13 protein-coding genes are annotated in these 17,257 nt (G+C 57.2%); 8 read left to right on the top strand and 5 right to left on the bottom strand.

Going from position 1 to position 17,257, the window contains the following annotated elements; translation table 11 throughout:
* Positions 1 to 106 precede the first annotated feature (106 nt).
* Complete coding sequence (locus HMPREF2981_RS01455) at positions 107 to 955, bottom strand: VOC family protein (protein WP_070660175.1); 849 nt, start codon at positions 953 to 955, stop codon at positions 107 to 109.
* A 146-nt stretch (positions 956 to 1,101) separates the two neighbouring features.
* Here HMPREF2981_RS01455 and HMPREF2981_RS01450 point away from each other — a divergent pair, with 146 nt between their 5' ends.
* From HMPREF2981_RS01450 to sucD, 3 genes are all read left to right on the top strand, one after another.
* Positions 1,102 to 3,975, top strand: coding sequence for an ATP-dependent helicase (locus HMPREF2981_RS01450; protein WP_070660172.1), 2,874 nt, complete (start codon positions 1,102 to 1,104; stop codon positions 3,973 to 3,975).
* Between the two features lie 227 nt (positions 3,976 to 4,202).
* Positions 4,203 to 5,369, top strand: a complete 1,167-nt coding sequence (gene sucC / locus HMPREF2981_RS01445) for an ADP-forming succinate--CoA ligase subunit beta (protein ID WP_070660168.1) — start codon at positions 4,203 to 4,205, stop codon at positions 5,367 to 5,369.
* Positions 5,370 to 5,398: 29 nt separating this feature from the next.
* Complete coding sequence (sucD, locus tag HMPREF2981_RS01440) at positions 5,399 to 6,316, top strand: succinate--CoA ligase subunit alpha (RefSeq protein ID WP_006887608.1); 918 nt, start codon at positions 5,399 to 5,401, stop codon at positions 6,314 to 6,316.
* A gap of 368 nt (positions 6,317 to 6,684) precedes the next feature.
* On the opposite strand, the gene HMPREF2981_RS01435 is transcribed toward sucD, so the two are convergent.
* The 3 genes from HMPREF2981_RS01435 to HMPREF2981_RS01425 all read right to left on the bottom strand — a co-directional run bounded on the left by HMPREF2981_RS01435 (position 6,685) and on the right by HMPREF2981_RS01425 (position 9,614).
* Positions 6,685 to 7,893, bottom strand: coding sequence for a VIT1/CCC1 transporter family protein (locus tag HMPREF2981_RS01435; protein WP_070660165.1), 1,209 nt, complete (start codon positions 7,891 to 7,893; stop codon positions 6,685 to 6,687).
* Between the two features lie 284 nt (positions 7,894 to 8,177).
* Complete coding sequence (locus HMPREF2981_RS01430; protein ID WP_070522005.1) at positions 8,178 to 8,678, bottom strand: Dps family protein; 501 nt, start codon at positions 8,676 to 8,678, stop codon at positions 8,178 to 8,180.
* 276 nt (positions 8,679 to 8,954) lie between these two features.
* Positions 8,955 to 9,614, bottom strand: a complete 660-nt coding sequence (locus HMPREF2981_RS01425) for an HAD family hydrolase (protein ID WP_048777949.1) — start codon at positions 9,612 to 9,614, stop codon at positions 8,955 to 8,957.
* 74 nt (positions 9,615 to 9,688) lie between these two features.
* On the opposite strand from HMPREF2981_RS01425, the gene HMPREF2981_RS01420 reads away from it, so the two are divergent.
* The 3 genes from HMPREF2981_RS01420 (at position 9,689) to HMPREF2981_RS01410 (ending at position 13,681) form a co-directional block, all read left to right on the top strand.
* Entirely contained in the window at positions 9,689 to 10,282 is a 594-nt protein-coding gene (locus tag HMPREF2981_RS01420) for a hypothetical protein (protein ID WP_239668086.1), read from the top strand.
* 225 nt (positions 10,283 to 10,507) lie between these two features.
* Positions 10,508 to 13,105: an ATP-dependent chaperone ClpB gene (gene clpB, locus HMPREF2981_RS01415; protein ID WP_070660162.1), complete on the top strand. Its 2,598-nt coding sequence runs from the start codon at positions 10,508 to 10,510 to the stop codon at positions 13,103 to 13,105.
* A 198-nt stretch (positions 13,106 to 13,303) separates the two neighbouring features.
* A complete protein-coding gene (locus HMPREF2981_RS01410; RefSeq protein WP_070660159.1) occupies positions 13,304 to 13,681 on the top strand; it encodes a VOC family protein in 378 nt (125 codons plus the stop codon).
* A 159-nt stretch (positions 13,682 to 13,840) separates the two neighbouring features.
* Here the strand turns inward: HMPREF2981_RS01410 and HMPREF2981_RS01405 are convergent, their stop codons facing one another.
* Complete coding sequence (locus tag HMPREF2981_RS01405; RefSeq protein ID WP_004005541.1) at positions 13,841 to 14,377, bottom strand: PadR family transcriptional regulator; 537 nt, start codon at positions 14,375 to 14,377, stop codon at positions 13,841 to 13,843.
* A gap of 150 nt (positions 14,378 to 14,527) precedes the next feature.
* Between HMPREF2981_RS01405 and HMPREF2981_RS01400 the strand changes: the two genes are divergently transcribed.
* Entirely contained in the window at positions 14,528 to 15,496 is a 969-nt protein-coding gene (locus tag HMPREF2981_RS01400) for a Sir2 family NAD-dependent protein deacetylase (protein ID WP_070660156.1), read from the top strand.
* A gap of 329 nt (positions 15,497 to 15,825) precedes the next feature.
* Positions 15,826 to 16,890, top strand: coding sequence for an excalibur calcium-binding domain-containing protein (locus tag HMPREF2981_RS01395; RefSeq protein ID WP_070660154.1), 1,065 nt, complete (start codon positions 15,826 to 15,828; stop codon positions 16,888 to 16,890).
* The last annotated feature ends 367 nt before the right edge of the window (positions 16,891 to 17,257 follow it).

The following is a 17,257-nucleotide window of genomic DNA, read 5'->3' as shown; positions in this document are numbered from 1 at the left end:
AGAATGCTGTGGAGTATATATACGGGGCAGGCTTCTTGGTCTTCTGCCGCGCGGTATCGCTCGTTTTGCTGATACCTCTATATTAGGAAGTCTGTGGTGCAGCGGGTTATAGCTTGGCCAGGTCGATCTTGCCCATGTGCAGGATATTATCGCGTGTGGCGGCGTCGGCCATGAGCTCGGCGATGTTGTAGGGGACGATCTGCCACGAGACACCCCACCGGTCGACGCACCAGCCGCAGCGCTCGGCCTCGGGCACAGCAGAGAGCCCCGCCCAGTAGCGGTCGATCTCTTCTTGGTCGCGGCAGGAGACGATGATGGAGACTCCGGGCGTGAAAGTGAAATCGTGGAAGGTCCCAGAGTCCGTGGCTGCTATCCAGGTGCCGCGCAGGGTAAAGTCGGTGAACATGACCGTACCCGCATCCAGCGGTCCGCCTTCCTCGTAACGGTACAGAGCACCGCGGCGGGAGTTATCAAACAGGGCGATCCAAGCGTCGGTGGCCTCCTCGGCATTAGCGTGGTTAGTACCGCCGAACATGAAGGATGGGATAACAAAGGGGCGCGGATCGCCGTCCGGGTCGGTGAGCATGAGCTGCCAGGTCATGCCGAAACGGTCACGAACCCAAGCGTAGCGCGGGGAGAAGGGGTACTCACCCAGCTCCATGAGTACGCCGCCGGTGCTGAGCCGCTCATAGAGCTCATCAAGGTAGGCTCGGGCCTGTTCCTCTCCGCCGAATAAGAGCGGATCAAAGTTCAGGATGCAGCTGATCGACGGGTTTGGCGCGTACTGGTTACCGCCGTTGATGAGCGAGAGCCTGAAACCGTGGATGCTGACCGTCGCCGTGAGCCCGGGCGCCTGCTCGGCAATGGATGTATCGCGGAAAACACCAGTATAGAACTGTGCTGCTTCGTCGGCGGTGCCGTCGCACCAAATAGCGGGAGTGATGACCTGATCCATCCGGTCATCGTAACATGTCTACACCGCGCGGCGGGGTACCGCTAAGAGCGAATTATGCGCGGCAAACGGGCGCTATGGGTGGGAGCGAGAGGGCAAATACGGTAGCATGGAATATCGAACGTGTATTCTAGGCAGCGAGGTAGACCATGAGCGAACCCACCAACTCCGCATCCGGCGTTGAGCCTGCCGCAGATACCCTCTTTGCCGATCTCGAAAACACGCAGCCGCCCTACGATCCCGAATATGATGCCCATATTCCGCCGGAAGATAGCTCCGCACCGGAAGAAGACCCCTTCGCCCACGAATCTTTTATGCCCGAGCTTAACCCTGAAGCGGTGACCTCCCAAGCTGTCACCGCCCATGAGGATGCGCTCGGCGAGTTCATGCCGCCCGCCTACCGAGTGGGCGGGTACGGAAGCGAGTACAATCCCGAAGATCCTTATGGGGAGCGCACCTATTCGCTGAGCACAATCGACCCTGCAACCCTGATCGACGGGCTTAACGACCGGCAGCGCGAGGCTGTTTTACACGCCGGCTCGCCCCTGCTGATCGTCGCCGGGGCCGGGTCTGGCAAAACCCGCGTGCTGACGCACCGCATCGCCCATCTGCTCGCAACCGGGCGGGCGACTCCCGGGCAGATTCTCGCCATCACCTTCACAAACAAGGCTGCAGCGGAAATGCGTGAGCGCATCCAAGCGCTGATCGGCCCGCGTGCACAGCACATGTGGATTTCCACCTTCCATAGTTTCTGTGTGCGCGTGCTGCGCCGAGAAGCCAAGGCACTCGGGCTCAAATCCACCTTCACGATCTACGATTCGGCGGATTCGCAGCGCCTGCTCACGCTCATTATCAAAGAGCTGAACCTTGACACCAAAAAGTTTGCTCCCAAGGCCGTAGGGCACAGGATTTCTGCCCTCAAAAACGAGCTGGTGAGCGCCGAAGAATACAGTGCGGCGGCCGCGAATAACCCGTGGGAAAAGACTATCGCGCAGATTTACACCGTCTATACCCAGCGCCTTCGCGCCGCGAACTCCCTCGACTTTGACGACCTCATTGGCAAAACCGTGTTTTTGCTCAAGAAGTTCCCCGAAATCGCAAACTATTATCGCCGCAAATTTCGGCATATTCTGGTGGACGAATACCAAGACACCAACCACGCCCAGTACGCACTCGTGCGGGAGTTGGTGGGGGCGCATCCGCAGGGCAACACTCGCGAGCAGGGGCCGTACCCGGATGCTCCACCGCCCGGCGAACTGACCGTCGTGGGCGACTCAGACCAGTCGATTTACGCCTTCCGCGGCGCTGACATTCGCAATATTACGGATTTCGAGAGTGACTACCCCAATGCGCACATTATTCTGCTGGAACAGAACTACCGTTCCACGCAGAACATTCTCTCTGCCGCGAACGCCGTGATTGAACGCAACCCCAACCGCCGCCCCAAGAAGCTGTGGACGGCATCGGGGGAGGGCATCAAAATCGTGGGGTACGTCGCCGAATCCGAACATGCGGAGGCACGCTACATCGCCCAAGAAATAGACCGGCTTGCCGATGAACACGGCATCAAACCCTCGGATGTGGCGATTTTCTACCGCACCAATGCTCAATCCCGCGCCCTTGAAGAACTCCTGATGCGCGCCGGACTGCCGTACCGCGTGGTCGGCGGCACTCGGTTCTACGAGCGCAAAGAAATTAAGGATGCGCTCGCCTACCTGCGCGCCCTCTCAAACCCGGACGACGACGTGAGTGTGCGGCGTATTCTCAACGAACCTAAACGCGGTATCGGTGCGAAATCTGAGACCGTGGTTGCCGATCACGCATCGGCACAGCGAATTTCTTTCTTCGCCGCCGCCCGTGCCGCTGCCGCCGAGCCAGGGAGTGTGCCGGGTTTGGGCGCTGCCGCCGTGAAAAAGTACGCTCAGTTCGTCAAGCTCATGGACGATCTCGCCCAGATTGCGCGCACCGAATCAGCCGCCACAACCCTAGAGGCGGTACTCGAACAGTCCGGCTATCTCGCCGCCCTGCGCGAATCTAAGGATATTCAGGACGAATCCCGGGTGGAAAACCTCTCGGAGCTGCTGGATGCGATGGTCGAGTTTGAGGCGGAGAACCCCGGCGCGGACTTAGAACAGTTCTTAGAGCATGTCTCGCTGGTGGCTGATGCCGACTCGATCCCCTCCCGAGGCGCCTCCGCCGACGGTCAGACCCCGTCCGCCGCGCAGATTGCCGCCGAGGCCGCAGAAGCGAAGGCGCAGGGCATGATTACCCTGATGACCCTGCACACCGCCAAAGGTTTGGAGTTCCCGGTTGTTTTCCTGACCGGGCTGGAACATGGGCTGTTTCCGCATCAGCGGGCGCTGACCGACGAGGGTGAGATGAGCGAGGAACGCCGCCTTGCCTATGTGGGGCTCACGCGCGCGATGCAGCGGCTCTATATCACCCGCTCTGAGACCCGCACGATGTGGGGCAAGAGCCAGTTCAACCCGCCTTCACCCTTCCTGGAAGAGATTCCCGAGGAGCTGATCGAGTGGCGCCGCCTGGGCGGTTTTGCCGGGTTTGGTGCCTCCGGGATGGGGGCATACGCCAACGGTGCCAGCGGGTATGGAGGCTACGGGCAGGGCGGCTATCGCGGGGCGAGCGGATACAGCTCCGGAGGTGGGCGCAATGCTGATGGGCGCGGGTTAGACGGGCGCAGCACGGGCGGCTACGGCACAGGATACGATGAATCCCGCACCCGAGCGAACCGTGAACCATCAACCGCTGAGGTCAATGGTTCGGCAAGCTACGGTTTGGCGGCCGCAGCCAGCGCATCCGGAGCGGTGCGCAACCGATCACGGGTGCATCAAGGCAAGGAAATTCCGCAGCTGAAGGTGGGCGATACGGTGCGCCACACCAAGTTTGGAGAGGGCCGAGTTCTCGCTCTGGAAGGCACCGGCGATAAGACCGTGGCGAAGGTGCGTTTTGCCTCCGAAGAGAAGCGTTTGCTGTTGCGGTATGCGCCGTTGGAGAAAGTCTCGTAGACCCCGACCCGTAGGGCGCATCTGAACACGTGATGCCACCCACAAAAACCGGGTTGATGTGCACCCATAAGTGCACACTAACCTATATTTCCGATAAAGTAGAGACGAGAGGATTTCGAAAGCGTTTTCGCGCGCCCGCACGGGTGCCAAGGCGCATCGTATGAACCTCATGAGACCAGGCCGTCGCACCCCATGCGGCGGCATCACTTCGACGAAGAAGGACACCTGTGGACCTTTTCGAATACCAGGCGCGCGATCTCTTCGCAAAGCACGGTGTACCCGTGCTCAAGGGTATTGTTGCGACCACTCCCGAAGAAGCAAAGGCAGCAGCTGAGGAAATCGGCGGCCTGACCGTCATTAAGGCTCAGGTTAAGACCGGTGGCCGCGGTAAGGCCGGCGGTGTGAAGCTCGCTAAAAACCCTGACGAGGCATACGAGTACGCTCAGCAGATTCTTGGTATGGATATCAAGGGTCATACCGTTCACCGCGTGCTGGTCGCACAGGGTGCTGATATTGCTGAAGAATACTATTTCTCGATTCTGCTTGACCGTGCAAACCGTTCGTACCTTGCCATGTGCTCGGTAGAGGGCGGCATGGAAATTGAGCAGCTCGCCGCTGAACGCCCCGAGGCTCTCGCTAAGGTTGAGGTGGACCCGCTGGTGGGCATCGACTCCGCTAAGGCACAGGAGATCGTTGAGGCCGCCGGGTTCTCTGCTGAACTGCAGCCTAAGGTGGTTGAGGTTCTCGTGAAGCTGGGCGATGTCTTCAAGAAGGAAGACGCAACCCTTGTTGAGGTTAACCCCCTCGTGCAGACCCCCGAAGGCGATATTCTGGCTCTTGACGGCAAGGTCTCTCTCGACGATAACGCGGAATTCCGCCAGCCGGATCACTTGGCGCTTGTCGATAAATCCGCCGAGAACCCGCTGGAAGCTAAGGCTAAGCAGCACGACCTGAACTATGTGAAGCTCGACGGTGAAGTTGGCGTTGTCGGCAACGGTGCCGGTCTGGTGATGTCTACCCTGGATGTGGTAGCATACGCTGGCGAAAAGCACGGCAACGTGAAGCCCGCCAACTTCCTCGATATCGGTGGCGGCGCATCCGCTGAGGTTATGGCTGCGGGCCTTGAGATTATTCTGGGCGATGAGCAGGTTAAGAGCGTTTTCGTGAACGTCTTCGGCGGTATCACCTCGTGCGATGCCGTGGCTGAGGGCATTGTGAAGGCGCTTGAGATTCTGGGCGATTCCGCAGCTAAGCCGCTTGTGGTGCGCCTGGACGGCAACAACGTGGAGGAAGGCCGCCGCATCCTCTCTGAGGCAAACCACCCGCTCGTGGTGCAGGCAACCACCATGGATTCAGGCGCCGACAAGGCAGCAGAGCTCGCTAACAAGGCGTAATCGCCACCGAAGGATTTATAGGAAAAACTATGTCTATCTTTGTGAACAAAGACTCTAAGGTCATCGTTCAGGGCATCACCGGCGGCGAAGGCACCAAGCACACCGCTCGTATGCTCGCAGCCGGCACAAACATTGTGGGCGGCGTGAACGCCCGCAAGGCTGGCACCACCGTTACCCACAAGGCAAAGGACGGCTCCGATGTTGAGCTGAAGGTCTTCGGTACTGTTGCCGAGGCTATCTCAGAAACCGGTGCGGACGTTTCGATTGTTTTCGTGCCGCCCGCCTTCACCAAAGCCGCCGTGCTTGAGGCTATTGAGGCTAAGATCGGTCTGGTCGTCGTCATTACTGAGGGCGTTCCGGTGCAGGATACCGCCGAGTTCTGGGCTGCCGCGAAGGCTTCGGTGGACGAGAACGGCAAGCAGATTACCCGTATTATCGGGCCGAACTGCCCCGGTATTATCACCCCTGAGGAGTGCCTGGTTGGCATTACCCCGGCGAATATCACCGGAAAGGGCAAGATCGGTCTTGTCTCTAAGTCGGGTACCCTCACCTACCAGATGATGTTCGAGCTTGCCGACATTGGGTTCACCACCGCTATCGGTATTGGCGGCGACCCGATTATCGGCACCACCCATATTGATGCTCTGGAGGCTTTCGAGGCTGACCCGGAGACCGAGGGCATTGTGATGATTGGTGAGATTGGTGGCGACGCAGAGGAGCGCGCCGCCGAGTACATCAAGGCAAACGTCACCAAGCCTGTGGTCGGTTACGTTGCTGGTTTCACCGCTCCCGAGGGCAAGACCATGGGCCACGCGGGTGCGATCGTCTCAGGTTCTTCGGGGACCGCCCAGGCGAAGAAAGAGGCCCTGGAGGCTGCTGGCGTGAAGGTCGGCAAGACCCCTTCCGAGGCCGCTAATCTGATGCGCGAAATCTTCGCCAACAAGTAGCATTTTGCCCGGTTCGGGCAGCTAATAAGACCCCCGGCGGTGCGAGCCATTACGCTCGCGCCGCCGGGGATTCATATATAATCAAAGTACTAATTCGCTCCTGTCAACGGCCCTCCACTATCGGGAGAGTGCCAACGGCAGGAGTTTTTCTATTGGGCTTGCGAGGGAGTGTAAAACAAAGAACCAGTCTCTCCATTATGATTACTCTTTGCGCAATGCTGTATAGCCGATGACCTGATATGCAAGTAGCTAAAGCTGAAAGACTGCTTGGATGCGCCAGTTCAGGATGCCACGTCATATGCGTGGCATTTCGTGTATCGCAAAGGGGCAACGCCGCTGGCGTAGAGAAAGTATGGAACGGAATAGACCTACCCCAGCGTAGTGCCGAAGGCTAGGCCCAGCAGGTAGGTGATGCCCGCCGCGCCTAGCCCGATAAGGATTTGGCGCAGCCCGCGGCGCATCGGGGAAGAACCCGAGAGCAGGCCCACAATACCGCCGGTGAAACCCAGCGCCATGGTGACGAACAGGAGCGAAAGCAGCATCGCCCAGAGGCCGGAAAGCCCGAAAATATAGGGCAGAATCGGCACGAGCGCCCCGGATGCGAAGAAGCTAAACGAAGCCGCCGCCGCACCAATATCCGTACCCAGTGCTACATTCTCTTCCTCACCTTCCTCATTAGCACGATGCGACAGTGACGGGTCGCAATCGCAGTCGAGGTACCCGAAACGTTCCAGCGCGCGGTGATGCGCCGCCTCCTCATCCATACCGCGCGCCCGGTAGATGAGCTCAAGCTCGTTCGCATCAATATCAAGGTCACTCGCCACGCGCAGGGTTACCTGGGTCGGCTGGGATGCATCCAAAAGTTCGCGTTGGGAACGCACCGAAACGAACTCGCCCGCCGCCATGGAAAGCGCACCCGAGAGCAGCCCGGCAATCCCCGAAAGCAGCACCATAGAGCTGGATGCGCCCGAGGCCGTAATACCGATCGTCAGCGCCAGGTTCGAGACCAGCCCATCGTTCGCGCCGAACACCGCCGCGCGGAAGTTACCCGAGAGCTTTTCACGCCCGTTAGTGGCTAGGGCACGGATAATTTCTTCGTGAATAGCCTCGTCAGCTGCCATTTCTTCGGTGGCATCCGGATCCTCGGCGTAGGGGGAGCGGGATTCGGCCATTTGCGCCATTGCCAGAATAAAGACCGACCCGAAATGCTTCGCCATGAACTGCAAAAATGCGGATGAGAGCGACGGGCGGACGGGTTTGCCAACGTGTTCACCGAGCATATCGCGCCAGTGTTGTTGATGGCGTTTCTCAGCCTCGGCAACCTGCATCAGAATCTCACGCTCTTCGCCCTCGGCACGCTGGGCCAGATAGCGGTAGATGCGTGCCTCCGACTCTTCATCGGCGAGATAACGCCGCCACCGCCGGATTTGTGCTTCACTCGGCTGGGTGACGGGATGGTGCCGTGCCGGTATGTGCCCGGTCGCCGGGGAAGAATCTTCGGATGCGGTGCGAACCCCCTCAGTCTGTGCGGTGAGAAGATGCTCGCTCTGAGTTTTATGCGGTTCGGCCGATGTCATAGATATCCCGGGTAGATTGGTGTGCAACTCACCAGCATAGGGGGTTCGTCCTCGAAAATCTAGGAAAAGGTGCCGGTGCTTTTATGTTCGCTGCGTCGAAAAATATCTTTCCCAGTACCCTCATTGGTACGTTTCTTCATGCGAAAAAGAATTTACAGGTAGCGTGAGAAACGGCTGTTAAGAAAACCTGAGGAAAATCAATACAGGGGATAGTTAGGACAATAAAGGTGCCGCCTCCCGCGTAGGGGAGACGGCACCTTTCGTTCTAAAATCCTGTGTGCGGATTACTTGATTTCGCCTGCGCTATTCTCTAGGAATGCGCGAACGAACCACTGGAACTTCTCAAGCTCAGCGGTCTGGCCGATCAGCAGATCCTCGGTAATGGGGTCAACCTTGCCGGCGAACTCGATAGCCTTGCGCTGGTCTTCGATCACGCGGGTGTAGACATCGTTGAGGGCGTGCAGGTGCTCGGTCACGCGAGCGCGGCCTACGGGGTAATCCTCGTGGTTGCGTGCTGCGACCAGCGCACCAGCGAGACCATTGGGGGTTGCACCCAAGGTTGCCATACGTTCTGCGATGTCGTCCACGAAGTTGCGAACGGTGTCGACCTGCGGGTCAATCATTTCGTGCACGGCGATGAAGTCGGGGCCGGTTACGTTCCAGTGTGCGTGCTTTAGGGAAAGATGCAGTTCGTTGAGGTCGTGCAGGCGAGCCTGCAGAACCTCGGAAATTTCTTTGCCTTCGTCAAGAGTAAGTCCGGGTGCGGTGTATTGTGCGAATGTCATGTGAGACTCCTTCTTAGTGCGTAGATGCTGCTTCAAGGGGGTAGACGGCGGGGGATTCTCACCCGCTATCTCCTCACAAAAGCGTTATCCTTAGTAAATCATTTTTACGCCCCGGAGTCAAGTTTATTTTTAGTAATTCATAATAAGGGTGGCTTTGGATGCGGTTCTGACAACGCTAAAAAATAGCCCAGATAAGGCTTAGCACACCCCGCCACAACCCTGTGCAATCAGTGAACCATCATCGTGAATACAGTGAGGAATACGAAAATCGGGCGGCTATTCGCCTAAGGCGCGCACCGCATCCAACGTTAACTCGGTATGTAACATGCGGGCATGCCCCAGCTCGGCGGGAACCTCAAGCTCGCCCGGCACTACAATTACTTTCATGCCCGCCGCTGTCGCGCTGCGCACCCCGGATGGCGAATCCTCAAGTGCCACACACCGGCTAGGCTCAACCCCCAAACGCTGCGCAGCCAAAAGGTATGGCTGCGGATCCGGCTTTGGATGCGTCGTCTCATCGTTGCCGATAATGACCGAGAACGTTCCTTCCGGGGCGGCATCGGCTGTACGCTGAGCGATCGACGTAGTCGCATTCGTAACAATTGCCGCTGGAATCTGGGCATCACGCACTTGGGTCAGGAAACGCTCAATACCGGGCAGAAACTCCACCTGCTGATGCGCCAGCGCCTCACGAACCTTGGCAACCAGGCGCTCATTAATCTGTTCATCCGGCAGATCAACCCCGCGTTCGCGCAGGCGGTCAAGCGTAAATTTCATGGAAAGCCCCAGACAATCCAGGGTATCCTGCTCGGTCCAGGTGCCGCCGAACTCGGCCGCAAGAGCAACCTTCGCGGCAGCCCACACCGGCTCGGTATCCACAAGCGTGCCGTCATGGTCGAAAAGAATTGCGGCGGGAAAAGAAGAATTATTCGTCATAGTTTAAGCCTACAGGTCGGGTGTTCAGGTGCCCATCATCCTGCACATGTGCCACAGCTAGTACTATGGGCTATGTGAATAACGTATCCGAACATCACGAAGGGCAGGCACCAATACGCCCGCCGCAGCGTATGCATCCGATCCGGATTATGACGCTTTATCTGGCCTACCCCATGGCGTTTGTCTCTGCCGCCTGGATTACCGTAGGCCGTGCTCTCTTTGGTGCCGCTGGTGATCTCGTGCCCATTTTTGCTATCTCATTTGGCCCAGCACTCGCCGTAATTCTGTGTCTGGGTGCATGGTGGATGTTTCGTGATGCGCATCGTCGCGTCGCCAGCGGCGAGTACGCGCGGGTTGGTGCATCCTGGGGATTCGTATTTTCCGTGTGGGTCTGCTGGGTGCTCGCATTTCTCTTTGGGATGTTCATTCCCGACTACCGTGCCGGGGTACCGGTGTCAGGAATTGGTGCGCTCGCGGGTGCCGATTACGTGGGCTACGGTGCAGGATTTGGGAATACTTTCGGAATTTTGACCTTTGCCATGGCTATTACCGCCGCTGTGATCGCTTTCAATGCCAATAGGCGCTCGGCGCGCATGCAGCAGGGTGTTACTGACGAGGTTTTGGAGGAACAGGCGCGACAGCAAAGCCCGTATGACTTCTTGGACTGAGGCCTAGTCTGGCCCTCTCATCCCGCGCCCTAAAAAGGCTCTTTATGCGAATAAAGCGTATTTTTCACCGCTTTATTCGCATAAAGAGCCTTTTTAGCACTGAATTTTGGTTCCAAAAACCCGCATTAACCCCTTGCATCCAAACCTTGAGTGTAGTAGACTCAAGTTAGCTGTAAAAAGAAGGCGCAGGATGCGCCCCGCACAAGACGCGAAAGGATAAGATTTATGGACGCAAAATTCACAACCAAGAGCCAAGAAGTGCTCTCCGCCGCTAATATGAACGCGCAGACAGCGGGTAACCCCAGCATCGAACCTGCGCACATCCTCAAAGCACTGATGGATCAGCGAGAAGGCGTTGCCGTAGCGGTTCTCAAGGCCGCAGGGCTCGATATCGACGCCATTTCGGAAGCCGCATCCGCAGAGATTAAGAAGCTGCCGAAGGCATCTGGCGCATCCGTACAGAACGCAAACTTCAGCCGCAGCGCCCTCGCCGCTATTCAGAGTGCGCAGACCCACGCTCAGAAATTCGGTGACACCTATATCTCTACCGAAATGCTGCTGCTGGGCATCGCAAGCGGCGATAGCGATACCGCTCGCGCGCTTGAAAACCTGGGCGCAACTGCCAAAGTTATCGAAGAGACCATTCCCCAAGTACGAGGAGACCGCACCGTGGATACCCCGGACCCCGAAGGCACCTTCCAGGCCCTTGAAAAGTACGGAACCGACCTGACCGCGCTCGCCCGCGAAGGCAAGCTCGACCCCGTGATTGGCCGAGACTCCGAAATTCGCCGCGTGGTGCAGGTGCTTTCCCGGCGTACCAAGAACAACCCCGTGCTTATTGGTGAACCCGGCGTCGGTAAAACCGCCGTGGTCGAAGGGCTGGCTCAGCGCATGGTCTCCGGCGACGTCCCCGAATCCCTGCGCGGTAAAACCCTGATCAGCCTTGACCTTGGATCCATGGTTGCGGGCGCTAAATACCGAGGCGAATTCGAGGAACGCCTCAAGGCCGTGCTCGAAGAAATCAAGAAATCCGAAGGCCAGATCGTCACCTTTATCGACGAGATGCACACCGTGGTTGGTGCGGGCGCATCCGAAGGTTCTATGGATGCGGGCAATATGCTCAAGCCCATGCTGGCGCGCGGCGAGCTGCGCATGATTGGTGCCACTACGCTTGACGAGTTCCGCGAGAACATTGAGAAAGACCCCGCCCTGGAACGTCGTTTCCAGCAGGTGTACGTGGGTGAGCCTAGTGTTGATGACACTATCGGTATTCTGCGCGGACTCAAGGAACGCTACGAGGCGCACCACAAGGTGCAAATCTCGGATGCCGCCCTGGTTGCCGCCGCAGCACTTTCAAATAGGTACATTCCCTCACGTCAGCTGCCCGATAAGGCGATTGACCTGGTGGATGAGGCCGCATCGCGCCTGCGCATGGAAATCGACTCGGCCCCCGAGGAAATCGACCAGCTGCGCCGCGCCGTAGACCGTCTGACCATGGAAGAGCTGGCCCTCAAGAACGAGACCGACCCGGCGTCGAAGGAACGCCTGGCGGCGCTGCGCAAAGACATGGCTGATAAGAAAGAACAGCTGGATGCGCTCAACGCCCGCTGGGAAGCCGAAAAGGCCGGTCTGAACCGCGTGGGCGATTTGAAGAGCGAAATCGACGAATTACGTTCGCGTGCCGAGGTGGCACAGCGCGAGGGTAACCTGGCGGATGCATCCCGCCTGCTCTACGGCGAAATTCCCGCCAAGGAGAAGGAACTGGAAGAAGCTCAGCGCGCCGAAACTGAGGCTCATGGCGAGGCTATGGTCTCTGAAGAGGTCACGGCTGACGACATTGCTGAGGTTATCTCTTCCTGGACGGGTATTCCCGCCGGGCGCATGCTTCAGGGCGAATCCGAGAAGTTGCTGGAGATGGAGAAACGTATCGGTGAACGCTTGATCGGTCAGGAAGCCGCCGTGGTTGCCGTAGCGGATGCGGTTCGCCGCGCCCGCGCCGGAATTTCCGACCCGAACCGCCCGATTGGTTCCTTCCTGTTCCTGGGACCGACTGGCGTGGGTAAGACCGAGCTTGCGAAGGCTCTGGCGGAGTTCCAGTTTGACGACGAGCACGCCCTAGTGCGCATCGACATGAGTGAGTACGGCGAGAAGCACAGCGTTTCCCGCCTGGTGGGTGCGCCTCCCGGATACGTGGGTCACGAAGAGGGCGGTCAGCTGACCGAGGCCGTGCGCCGTCGCCCATACTCCGTGGTGCTGCTGGATGAGGTTGAGAAGGCTCATCCCGAGGTCTTCGATATTCTGCTGCAGGTGCTTGATGATGGTCGTCTGACCGACGGTCAGGGCCGCACCGTGGACTTCCGTAACGTGATTCTGATTCTGACCTCGAACCTGGGTTCGCAGTACCTGGTCGATCAGGAGATGCCGTTTGAGGAGCGCACCGAGAAGGCGATGCAGGTGGTTCACCAGGCGTTCCGTCCCGAGTTCCTGAACCGTCTGGACGACATCATTATGTTTGAGCCGCTCTCTTCCGAGCATCTGGGACAGATTGTGAACCTGCAGATTCAGGGCATGGGCAAGCGTCTGACCGACCGCCGCCTGACCCTGGATGTTACCCCCGCCGCCCTGGAGTGGCTGGGCTTGGCAGGGTACGATCCGGCCTTCGGTGCCCGTCCACTGCGTCGCCTGGTACAGCGCGAGATCGGCGACCGTCTGGCGAAGGGTATCCTCTCGGGTGCTATTCACGATGGTGACACCGTAGAGGTGGATGTGAACCCGGATGTTGCAATGGACGGTCTGTCAGTGACCTCCAAGCGTGACGACTAAATCATCACGGCGCAAAATAGAATGCTAAGGTGCAGCGGGAGCGTAGTTTACGCTCCCGCTGCAACTTTCTTCATGGAAATAGTCTCTCCAGAGCTAGAACGCTATTTATTTCCTCGTACGCTCGGAATAGCGTCCTGAGTATGTTACTACTGAAACGACGGCAAGCGAACCGTTATTAAAGCCATAAGGAGGCTACCAGTGATCGACCATTTCGGCATCAACGTCAAAGATATTGAAGCAAATAAAGCATTTTATGAGGCAGTGCTGGCGCCGCTGGGCTATGCTAAGACGATAGATGAAGAGCCATATGGCATGGGTTTTAGCAACCCAGACCGCACGCAGCACACGGGAATGTTTTGGCTTGGGAAAGGTGAGCCCTCCTCACCGCTGCATTTCGCTTTTACTGCGCCATCGCGGGCGGCGGTAGATGCATTCTACGAAGCAGGCTTGGCAGCGGGAGGGCAGGATCATATCGCGCCAAGTGTGCATGCTGACTATCACCCGAACTACTATGCCGCCTTTCTTATCGACCCTAACGGGCATAAGATCGAAGCGGTATGCCATAAAGCGCCATAGAGGCATACAGTAGGGTATATTACTGGCTCTAATTCCTCTCCAATTGATGCGTCGCTGCTGAACGAGAACGCACTATTACCTTTGCACATAACCACTCCCCGGAAATGCAAGGCCAGCGAGGTAGCCGTTATCGCCGACTCAAGAGTGCGGAATCAGCCCTTACTTCTTACGATTCTGATAGAAATCCTTCTCGAATTTGCGTGCCCAGTCCGCAATAAGTCGGTAGGTGTCGGAGCATAGCTCTAGGGTTGCCTTCGCCTCTATCTGGTCGTCGATGGATGCGGCAGCCTGTTCCAGCCGATCTGCCCACTCGCTGTAGGTATCGGCGATAGACTGCAACAGCTCGTGCCCCATCTTCTCGTCCACCATGCGGATATTCGCGATGACGGAGACAAAGTTGAAGTCTACGCGCGCAGGGCTGGAGGCAATATCGTAGAGAAGCTCATGAAGACGTTCCTTGCCTTCGAGAGTAATGGAGTAGACCGTGCGCTCAGGCATAGCACTGTCTTTGACGGTGGTGCTCTCCACGTACCCTTGCTTGTAGAGTTGCACTAGGTTGCGGTATACGGAGGGTGAGCTGATGCGCGCCCAACTGCGCACTCCGCGCTGGTCCATCATTTTGTTCATTTCGTAGGCGCTCATCGGGTGCTCATGCAGAGCCCCCAGGATCATAGCGTCGATAGTTGGGGTTGCCATGATGCTTCCTTTCACTATTGCTGTTGCTAATAATACTATCAGTAATACTAGTCTTGTATATAGGAGTTTGTGATCAAGAGAACCCGAACAGGGAAGTAGGTTGCCCGTCCCTAACTGGGGAGAGAAACGTCCCCGACATACACTAGACACATGGAGAAATGGACCGATACGCAGAACTTTGCAGACGCGGGCGAGAAAAGCACACTCATCGCCTCCGCGCATCGCGCCGCCATTCGCTCCATTGAACGAGTCGTCACCGAAACCGTTACCCCGCACAACCCTCTATACGCTGCCGAGGGCATCGAAAAAATGCTCCGTACCGGTGGCGTTCTGGCGCTCACCGGTGCCGGGGTCAGCACCGAATCCGGTATTCCCGACTACCGCGGACCCTCCGGATCGCTCCTAGACCACCGGCCCATGACCTACCAAGAATTCCGTTACGACGATGCCGCCCGACAACGCTACTGGGCTCGGTCTTACGTTGGGTGGAGGCGCATGCGCCGCGCATCCCCGAATCGAGCCCACTATGCGCTCGCCGAACTTGAGCATGCGGGTGCGGTGAACGGCCTGATTACCCAAAATGTTGATGGTCTGCACGTGAGTGCCGGAAGCAAGAACGTGCTGGCGCTGCACGGCGATTTATCCTCAATTCTGTGCCTGGACTGCGGAACGCGCGAGTCGCGTGAGAGCCTGGATATCCGCCTGGATGCAGCAAATCCGGGGTATCTGGAACGCCTCGAAAGTACCGAATTGCAGGTCAACCCTGACGGTGATGTTGAGCTCGACAACGACTATATTCGCAGCTTCCAGATGGTGGGGTGCACGGTCTGCGGCTCGACGAAACTCAAACCGGATGTCGTCTATTTTGGTGAATCCGTGCCCGCCGACCGGAAGGCTCGCCAGCAGCAGATGCTCGCGGATTCTTCGGGTGTGCTGGTGGTGGGTTCCTCGGTCGCGGTTATGAGCAGCTACAAGATTGTGCTTGATGCCCTGCGCGCGGATAAACCCGTGGCGGTTATGAATGGTGGTCCCGGGCGCGCGGATGCGCGCGTCACCTATCTGTGGCGCACGGGCGTGGGGGAGGCGCTGGAAGAAATGCTGGATCGCCTCGATATCTAATCTGCTAATCTTCGGATCTAATAAAAAGACTCTCTTTATTTGAATGAAGAGGGATTTCCAATGCTTTATTCAAATAAAGAGCCTTTTATGATGGAGGGATAGGGGTTCGCCGAAGGGTGCAACATTGCAATAGCAGCTTAGGGGTGGGTGTAAGAAACTGTCCATACAGCATTACAAAACTCCAAAGTTAAACATGATATTTAATGTTACGCGTAGAAATCTAATGTGCGAATATCAAAATTCTTACCGTTATTATTTTCATTTTTAAAACTCTAAAATTCCACATTATATTGACCCAGAAATAGTCATTAAGGAGTAACATATAAAGCATGAGAACTAAAAAAATTGCTACTTTCGGTGCCGTTGCAGCTCTGAGCTGCGGATTGGTAGGCGGTTTTACTACCATTCCGGCAGCCTTTGCAGATCAGTCGGTCCCGCAGTCCGTATCTACCCCGACCAATGCGGGTCATTCCTACAGCGATGGTGCTGTTATCTCTTTCCCCAGCGAATGGAAAGAAGGTCAGCCGCTGAACTTCCAGGGTTCCGGTTTCAAGACTACAGACGGTAAGTCTGGCTCTGTTCTGGCCATTAAGGTCAATGGTGGCGGTGCTCCGACTAAGGTTGAGGCAGACGAAAACGGTAACGTTTCTGGCTCTATCGCATGGCGTGATGACCTCAAGGTTGGCGATGAGGTTGAGATCAACGTGCTTACCGGTTCGCTCAAAGAGGGCGACGTGAAACGCGGCGGTACGGCTGCAATTGTCAAGGTCGTTGCGACAGGCGACAACAACCAGCAGGCAGACGACCAGAGTTCTTCCTCTCTGCCCGGCGGTGGTAATGATAATACCGACCAGGGTGACAAGAAAGAAGGCGGTCAGGGCGGTCAGGGCGCCACCGGCGACGTGCAGAATAAGACCGAAGAGCAAGGTACCCAGGCCGAGACTGCCAAGCAGGCATCCGACTCTGACGGTTCCAACAAGACCGAGACTGCTAACCAGAGTGCAGATGTGAACACCCCCGCCGCAGCTACTAATGCTGAGGCAGCTAACGGTGCTCACCAGTTTGCTACCTGTGATGAGGCTCGTGCAGCAGGCAAGCAGGATATCCAGCGCAGCGACGCTGCATATGCCGAGCACCTCGACAGCGACCATGATGGCGTGGCTTGCGAAAGCAACGGCGGCAATGGCGAGCATGGTACCGCATCCAACGGTAACGGCGGTGCAGGTTACGTCTCGGATAACAACGGCGGCTCCAATAACGCTTCTTCGAACAGCAACGGCAAGCTGGCTAACACCGGTGCAAACGGTGCTCTGACCGTAGCAGGTCTGGGTATGGTTGCTCTGGGCGTGGGCGGTGCAACCGTAGCTGCTCTGCGTAAGCGCAAGCGTGCCTAAAGATTAGATGATCAAGTCCTCGGGGCGGCTCTAGAAGCTGCCGGAGGCTACATAGAATCCCTCGTTCCTCATGATTGAGGAGCGGGGGATTTTGCTGTTTAAACCTCAAAATCTAGGAAGAGAGTTTCCACAAAAAGCTGCCAATAGGTGCCCTCCGTAGCAAGACCCCGCACGGCAGTAATAACGATCGAAAAGCGTACCAATCAGGATTTGCATAGGAGACGGATCTAAGTCAGAATGTGCCTTTTTGCGCATCCCCTAGATAGGCGCTACACACCTCGTATATGCAAATTCTGCATTTTTATGAGCATGCCACCACATTTTGACAGTACTGAGTCTCGTTCTTTATCCTTTATTCCCTGCAATC

The organism is Rothia sp. HMSC069C01 (genome assembly GCF_001814655.1).
GTDB lineage: Bacteria > Actinomycetota > Actinomycetes > Actinomycetales > Micrococcaceae > Rothia > Rothia dentocariosa.
This window is presented reverse-complemented; position numbering and strand designations above follow the sequence as displayed.

Bases quoted from the DNA above. Each gene is read 5' to 3' on its own strand.
- HMPREF2981_RS01455 (WP_070660175.1), bottom strand. From the start codon at position 955: ATGGATCAGGTCATCACTCCCGCTATTTGGTGCGACGGCACCGCCGAC.
- HMPREF2981_RS01450 (WP_070660172.1), top strand. From the start codon at position 1,102: ATGAGCGAACCCACCAACTCCGCATCCGGCGTTGAGCCTGCCGCAGAT.
- sucD (WP_006887608.1), top strand. From the start codon at position 5,399: ATGTCTATCTTTGTGAACAAAGACTCTAAGGTCATCGTTCAGGGCATC.
- HMPREF2981_RS01435 (WP_070660165.1), bottom strand. From the start codon at position 7,893: ATGACATCGGCCGAACCGCATAAAACTCAGAGCGAGCATCTTCTCACC.
- HMPREF2981_RS01430 (WP_070522005.1), bottom strand. From the start codon at position 8,678: ATGACATTCGCACAATACACCGCACCCGGACTTACTCTTGACGAAGGC.
- HMPREF2981_RS01425 (WP_048777949.1), bottom strand. From the start codon at position 9,614: ATGACGAATAATTCTTCTTTTCCCGCCGCAATTCTTTTCGACCATGAC.
- clpB (WP_070660162.1), top strand. From the start codon at position 10,508: ATGGACGCAAAATTCACAACCAAGAGCCAAGAAGTGCTCTCCGCCGCT.
- HMPREF2981_RS01405 (WP_004005541.1), bottom strand. From the start codon at position 14,377: ATGGCAACCCCAACTATCGACGCTATGATCCTGGGGGCTCTGCATGAG.
- HMPREF2981_RS01400 (WP_070660156.1), top strand. From the start codon at position 14,528: ATGGAGAAATGGACCGATACGCAGAACTTTGCAGACGCGGGCGAGAAA.
- HMPREF2981_RS01395 (WP_070660154.1), top strand. From the start codon at position 15,826: ATGAGAACTAAAAAAATTGCTACTTTCGGTGCCGTTGCAGCTCTGAGC.